Here is a 5775-nt window from a genome sequence, read left to right on the forward strand (position 1 = left end):
GCTCCCCGCCGCGAGTTCGCTGCGCGGCCGCTACCGCCGCCGCCACCTGCGGCTCCCCGCCGGCGCGCGGCGGCTCGTGCTGATGGCGGTGGCCGAGGAGTGGCTCGGCGCCGCGACGCTGGCGCGGGCGACCCGGCTGGACGGCATCGAACCGGCCGACCTCGACGCCGCCCGCGACTCGGGGCTGCTGCGGTTCGAGGGCGAGGGCGTCGCGGTCCGCAACCGGCTCGTCCGGTCCTCGCTGTGGGCGGACGCGTCCCGCGCCGAGCGGCAGGACGCGCACGCGCTGCTCGCCGAGGTCCTCGTCCAGGACTGGCAGCGGCCCCGGCGGCAGTGGCACCGCGCGGCCGTCGCCGGCGAACCCGACGACGCGCTCGCCGCCGAGCTGGCGGACGCGGCGGCGGACCGCCGCCGCGCGGGCCGCTACGCCGACTCCTGGCGGCTCTGGCAGCGGGCGGCGACGCTCACCGCCGAGCACGGCGCCCGCACCGACCGGTTTCTCGCCGCCGCCGGGGACGCCTGGGCGAGCGGCCGGTCCCGGCGGGCCCGCGCGATGCTCCGGCAGGTCCGGCCGCCCGCCTGCGACGGGACGCGCGCCGCCCGCGCCACCCTGCTGCGCGGCGAGATCGAGGTCGCGGCGGGCACCCCGGCGGCGGCGGTGCCGGCGCTGCGGGACGCGGCCGAACGGCTCGCCGGGACCGACGCCGAGGCGGCGCTGGACGCGCTGATGTGGGCCGCCGAGGCCGCCGACGCCGCCGGGGACACCCACGCCTACCTGGAGATCGCCGATCGGGCGGCGTCGCTGCCCGCCCCGCCGGGGGACGTCCGCGGCGAGCTGATGCTGGCGCACCTCGGCGGCATGGCGGCGATGGTCCGCGGCCGCTATCAGGAGGCGGTGGACCGGCTCGGTACCGCCGTCCGGCTCGGCGCGGGGATCCCCGACCCGCCGGCGCTGGTGTGGGCGGCGCTGGCCGCGTTCGCGCTCGGGGACGCGCCGCGCACCCGCGTCCTCGCCGCCGAGGCCGTCACGTCCGCCCGGCGCCTCGGCGACGCGCCCGCCGAGTCGTACGCGCTGCTCGTCGCCGGACGGTGCGAGGCGCTGCTCGGGCACCCGCCGGGGCCGATCGCCGCCTGCCACGACGGGCTGCGTCTCGCCCGCGCCACCCGGCTGCACGGGCACGCCGCCGAGCAGCTCGCCACCCTCGCGCTCACCGCCGCGTTCAACGGCGACGCCGCCGCCGCGAACGCGCGGCTGGCGCCGCTCACCGGCACCGCGGACCTGCGCGGCCGCACCCGCGCCGCCGCGTTCGGCTCGTGGGCGCCCGCCTGCCTGGACCTCGCCGCGGACCGTCCCGCCGACGCCGCCGCGCGGCTCCGGCTGCCGGGCGGCGCCGGGCTCGCCCACCTCCCGGCGCGGCTGTTCGCCGTCCCGCACCTGGTCGAGGCGCTCGTCCGCACCGGCGAGCACGAGGAGGCGGCCCGCGCCTACGAGCGCTTCCGTGCCTGGACGGAGGGCATCGGCACCGCCGGCCGGTATGCGGCTCCCGGCCGGGAGGCGCTCAACCGCCGCTGCCGCGCCCTGCTCGCCGAGCGGGACGCCGACGCCGAGGAGCACTTCACCGAGGCGCTGCGGCTGCACGAGGCCGCCGGCGCCGTGTTCGACCTCGCCCGCACGGAACTGCTGTTCGGGCACCGGCTGCGGCGCGGCCGGCGGCCCCGCGCGGCCCGCGCCCACCTGCGCGCCGCGCTGCGGATCTTCGAACGGTACGGCGCCGCCCCGTGGACCGCGCAGGCCCGCGCGGAGCTGCGCGCCGCCGGGGAGGCGGTCGCGCCCCCGGCGGCCGTGCCGCCCGTCCCCGAGCGGGGGACGGTGGGGACGGGCGGCACGCGGGCCCCCGGCACCGCGGCCCCGCGCGCGGCGAGCGGGTTCGGCACGCTCACCGCGCAGCAGGCGCACATCGCCCGGATGGCGGCCGAGGGCGCCACCAACCGGGAGATCGCGGCGCGGCTGCTGCTCAGCCCGCGGACGATCGACCACCATCTCCGCAACGTCTTCACCCGGCTCGGGATCCGGTCGCGCGTCGAGCTGGCCCGGCTCATCCGCTGAGCGGCGGCCGCGGGGGCCCGTGTCCCGGGGGTCAGACCTCCTCGTACTCCTTCTCGGCGTCCTCGCTCTTGGCCTTGGCGCCGGAGCCGTTCTTGCCCCTGGCCGGCTTCTTCTCCGCGCTCTCCGACTTCTTGGGCTTCTCGGACTTCTCGTCCTCGACGGCGTCCTCGTGCGTCCGGACGACCTCGCCGTCGCGGATCTCGCCGCGCCAGCCCTCGATCTCGTCGGCATGGGTGAGCGACTGCGTCATCACGTGCCGGCGGAGGTGCTTGAGCTCCAGCCGCGCCCGGCGCCCCTGCGCGCGCCAGAGGTTGCCGGTCCGCTCCATGAAGCCCTGCGGGTGGTATTCGAGGACGACCAGGACGCGGGTCAGGTTCGGGGCCAGCTCGTGGAAGCTGACCGTCCCGTCCACGTGCCCCTTCGGGCCCTTGGAGCGCCACACGACGTGCTCGTCCGGGACCTGCTCGACGATCGTGGACTCCCACGTCCGCGCCGACCAAAAGATCTTCGCCTTCCAGTTCAGCTTCGTCTCGTCGGCCTGCTCGACGCTGATGACCTTCTTCATGAAGGACGGGTAGTCCTGGAACCGCGTCCACTGGTCGTAGACGAGACGGCGCGGCGCACCGATGTCGATGTGCTCGACGATGTTGGTGACCTTCACCTTCTTACCGCCGCCGCCACCGCCGACCTTGTTGCCGTCGTCCTTGGCGTCGTCGTCGCCCTGCCCGCCGGGGAGCGCGCCGCCGACGGTGTCCTTGAGCCGGCCGAGCACGCCCTGCCCGTTGCTGCTCTCGTTCGCGCCGGGGCCCTGCCCGCTCTTCTCGTTCTTCTCGCTCTTCTCGTTCTTCTCAGGAGCCTTGGTCTTGGCCTTCGCCGTCGCCTTCTCCTTCTCCTCGGCCCCGGACGTGTCGCCGCTCTGCTCGCCGCGGCGCCCGGCGAGGGCGCGGCTCGCGGCGACGGCCGCGCCGGCGCCGAGCAGGACGCCGCCCGCGGTGCCGGCGGTCCGCCCGCCGGGCACGCTCTTCGGCAGGCCCTTCGGCAGGCTGCCGGCGATGCGGCCCAGGCCGGGGACGCGGCTGCTCCGCCGCCCGCCCGGAAGCCGTTTGGCGATCTGTCCGACGGGCGACCGGCCCGTCAGGATTCCGCGTGCCATGGTGCTACCTCACTCAGGTTGATCACTTGGTATCGGTCATGTGGGGGATGAGACGGTCTCGCCGTCGCGGATCTCGCCGCGCCAGCCCTCGACCTCGTCGGGCCGGGTGAGCGCCTGCGTCATCACGTGGCGTTGGAAGTGCTTGAGCTCCAGCCGCGCCCGGCGTCCCTGCGCGCGCCAGAGGTTGCCGGTCCGCTCGAACAGGCCGGCGGGGCGGTACTCCAGGACGAGCAGGACGCGGGTCAGGTCCGGGGTCAGCTCGTGGAAGCTGACGGCCCCGTCCGCGTGGCCCTTCGGCCCCTTCGAGCGCCACACGACGTGCTCGTCCGGGACCTGCTCGACGATCGACGCCTCCCACGTCCGCGCCGACCAGAAGATCTTCGCCTTCCAGTTCAGCCTCGTCTCGCCGGCCTGCTCGACGCTGACGACCTTCTTCATGAAGGACGGGTAGTCCTGGAACCGCGTCCACTGGTCGTAGACGAGACGGCGCGGCGCACCGATGTCGATCTGCTCGACGATGTTGGTCGGCGTCCGTCCGCGTCCGCGCCCGAAGACGCGGGCGAGGGTCTCCTTCAGGGCGGTCCAGCCGAAGCTCAGCAGCGCGCGGAACGGGGACTTGCCGTCCCGCAGCGCCGCGACCCCGGCCACCGCGGCCTTGCCGAGCGGGCCCGCCTGCTCGGCCCGCGCGACGAGGCGCCGGGTCTCGCGCTCCAGCCGCCGCTCGACCCCGCGCAGGGCGCGGCGGCCGAGACGCCGGGCCGACAGCGCGGCCACGGCCGCCCCGGCGCCCGCCGCGACGCCGACGGCGGCGCCGGTGCCCGCGCCGCTCCGGGTCTTCACGTCGTGTCCACCTCGCCTCCACCTCGGATAGGCGCCGGGTTACCCGGTCAATACCGGGCAAAACAGACCGCAGGCCACGGGCAAGGACGACGGCTCCGGCCGCCCCCGCCGGAGGGGTGCGCCGATGGCCGCATCAGGACGGGCGGCGCTCCGCTCAGAGTGAACATCCCCGACGCTCATGGCGGCCCGCACAGACCACCCCAGCGTGAACACCAGACCAGAACGGCCTTAACCCGGCGCCGCGTAACGGTTAAGACTCGTGAGTAATACGCCTCTTGAACTGGTACGGACCAGTGTTTATCTTCGACCCCACCACGCGCGATTGTGCTCGGTGGGCCATCCCATCGAGCACTATTTTGCACGCGCGAAAGCCGGAGAGGCGGGGACAGATGAAACGGCACCTCATGGGCGTCGTCGCGGCGGGCCTGACCGTGGCGCTCGGCGTCAGCGGATGCGGCAAGGGCAGTTCGTCGGGCGGAGACTCCGACGGCAAGACCATCAAGTTCGTCGCCGCGATCTACGACGACAACACCAAGCCCTACTGGGACGCACTGATCAAGGACTTCGAGGCCAAGAACTCGGGCTACAAGGTCAACCTGGAGATGGTCGACTGGACCCAGATGGACGCCAAGGTCAAGACCTACGTCCAGACGAAGCAGGTCCCCGACGTCCTGAACTACAACGCGTTCTCCGACTTCGCCCGCGACGGCCTCATCTACAAGGCGTCCGAGGTGCTGTCTCCGGCGACGCTGAGCGACTTCACGCCCACCTTCGTCGAGCAGGCCCAGTACAACGGCACCCAGTACGGCCTGCCGTTCATCTCCAGCGCGCGCCTCCTGTTCTACAACAAGGAGCTGTTCAAGAAGGCCGGCGTCACCGACCCGCCCGCCACCTGGGACGAGGTGAAGAGCGCCGCGCAGAAGGTGAAGAAGACGGGCGCGATCGGCTACGGGCTGCCGCTCGGCCCCGAGGAGTCGCAGGCCGAGTTCTACTCGTGGGCGATGAACAACGGCGGCGGCTGGGTCGACGCGTCCGGGAAGTGGGCCATCAACCAGCAGGCCAACATCGACACCCTCACCTTCCTCAAGGACCTCAACAAGTCCGGGCTGACCCAGCCGAACCCGGAGACCACCGACCGCAAGACGGTGTTCAACCAGTTCGCGCAGGGCAAGGTCGGCATGGCCATCGGCGGGCCGTTCACCAAGGCCGGATTCATCGACCCGGTGAACAAGGACCTGGACTTCGGCGTCGCGCCGCTGCCGAGCAAGAGCGGCACCGAGCACAACACGCTCGGCGTCATGGACGTCCTCGCCGCGTTCAAGAAGGACGACGGCAAGAACAAGGAGGCCATCAAGAAGTTCCTCGACTTCTTCTACCAGAAGGAGAACACCTCGAAGTTCCTCACCACCGAGGGCTTCCTCCCGGTGACGAAGTCGGCCGGTGACGCGCTCAGCGCCGACCCGTACATGAAGCAGTTCGTGGACGCGCTGCCCACCTCCAAGTTCGCCCCGACGACCAACCCGGCGTGGTCCGCGGTCGCCGGCGCGGTGAAGCAGGACCTCGGCACCGCCGCCGCGAACGAGGACCCGAAGAAGGTCCTGGACAAGATCCAGGAAACCGCCGAGAAGGCCGGCTGAGTGCAGGACCTCAAGGCCAAGGAGCGGGGGGCCGTCAC

Annotated in this window: 4 protein-coding genes; 2 read left to right on the forward strand and 2 right to left on the reverse strand. The window is 73.4% G+C overall.

The annotated features are described in order from the left end of the window. A partial coding sequence (locus ETD96_RS40305) for a helix-turn-helix transcriptional regulator (protein WP_138641748.1) occupies window positions 1-2107 on the forward strand: 2107 nt, incomplete at its 5' end. A gap of 31 nt (window positions 2108-2138) precedes the next feature. Here ETD96_RS40305 and ETD96_RS40310 read toward each other — a convergent pair. Beyond that, window positions 2139-3260, reverse strand: coding sequence for an SRPBCC family protein (locus ETD96_RS40310; RefSeq protein WP_205719706.1), 1122 nt, complete (start codon window positions 3258-3260; stop codon window positions 2139-2141). A gap of 36 nt (window positions 3261-3296) precedes the next feature. Next, a complete protein-coding gene (locus ETD96_RS40315) occupies window positions 3297-4100 on the reverse strand; it encodes an SRPBCC family protein (protein WP_138641749.1) in 804 nt (267 codons plus the stop codon). A 389-nt stretch (window positions 4101-4489) separates the two neighbouring features. Here ETD96_RS40315 and ETD96_RS40320 point away from each other — a divergent pair, with 389 nt between their 5' ends. After that, window positions 4490-5737, forward strand: a complete 1248-nt coding sequence (locus ETD96_RS40320; protein WP_138641750.1) for an extracellular solute-binding protein — start codon at window positions 4490-4492, stop codon at window positions 5735-5737. Window positions 5738-5775 lie beyond the last annotated feature (38 nt).

This window comes from Actinomadura geliboluensis (assembly GCF_005889745.1).
Taxonomy (GTDB): domain Bacteria; phylum Actinomycetota; class Actinomycetes; order Streptosporangiales; family Streptosporangiaceae; genus Spirillospora; species Spirillospora geliboluensis.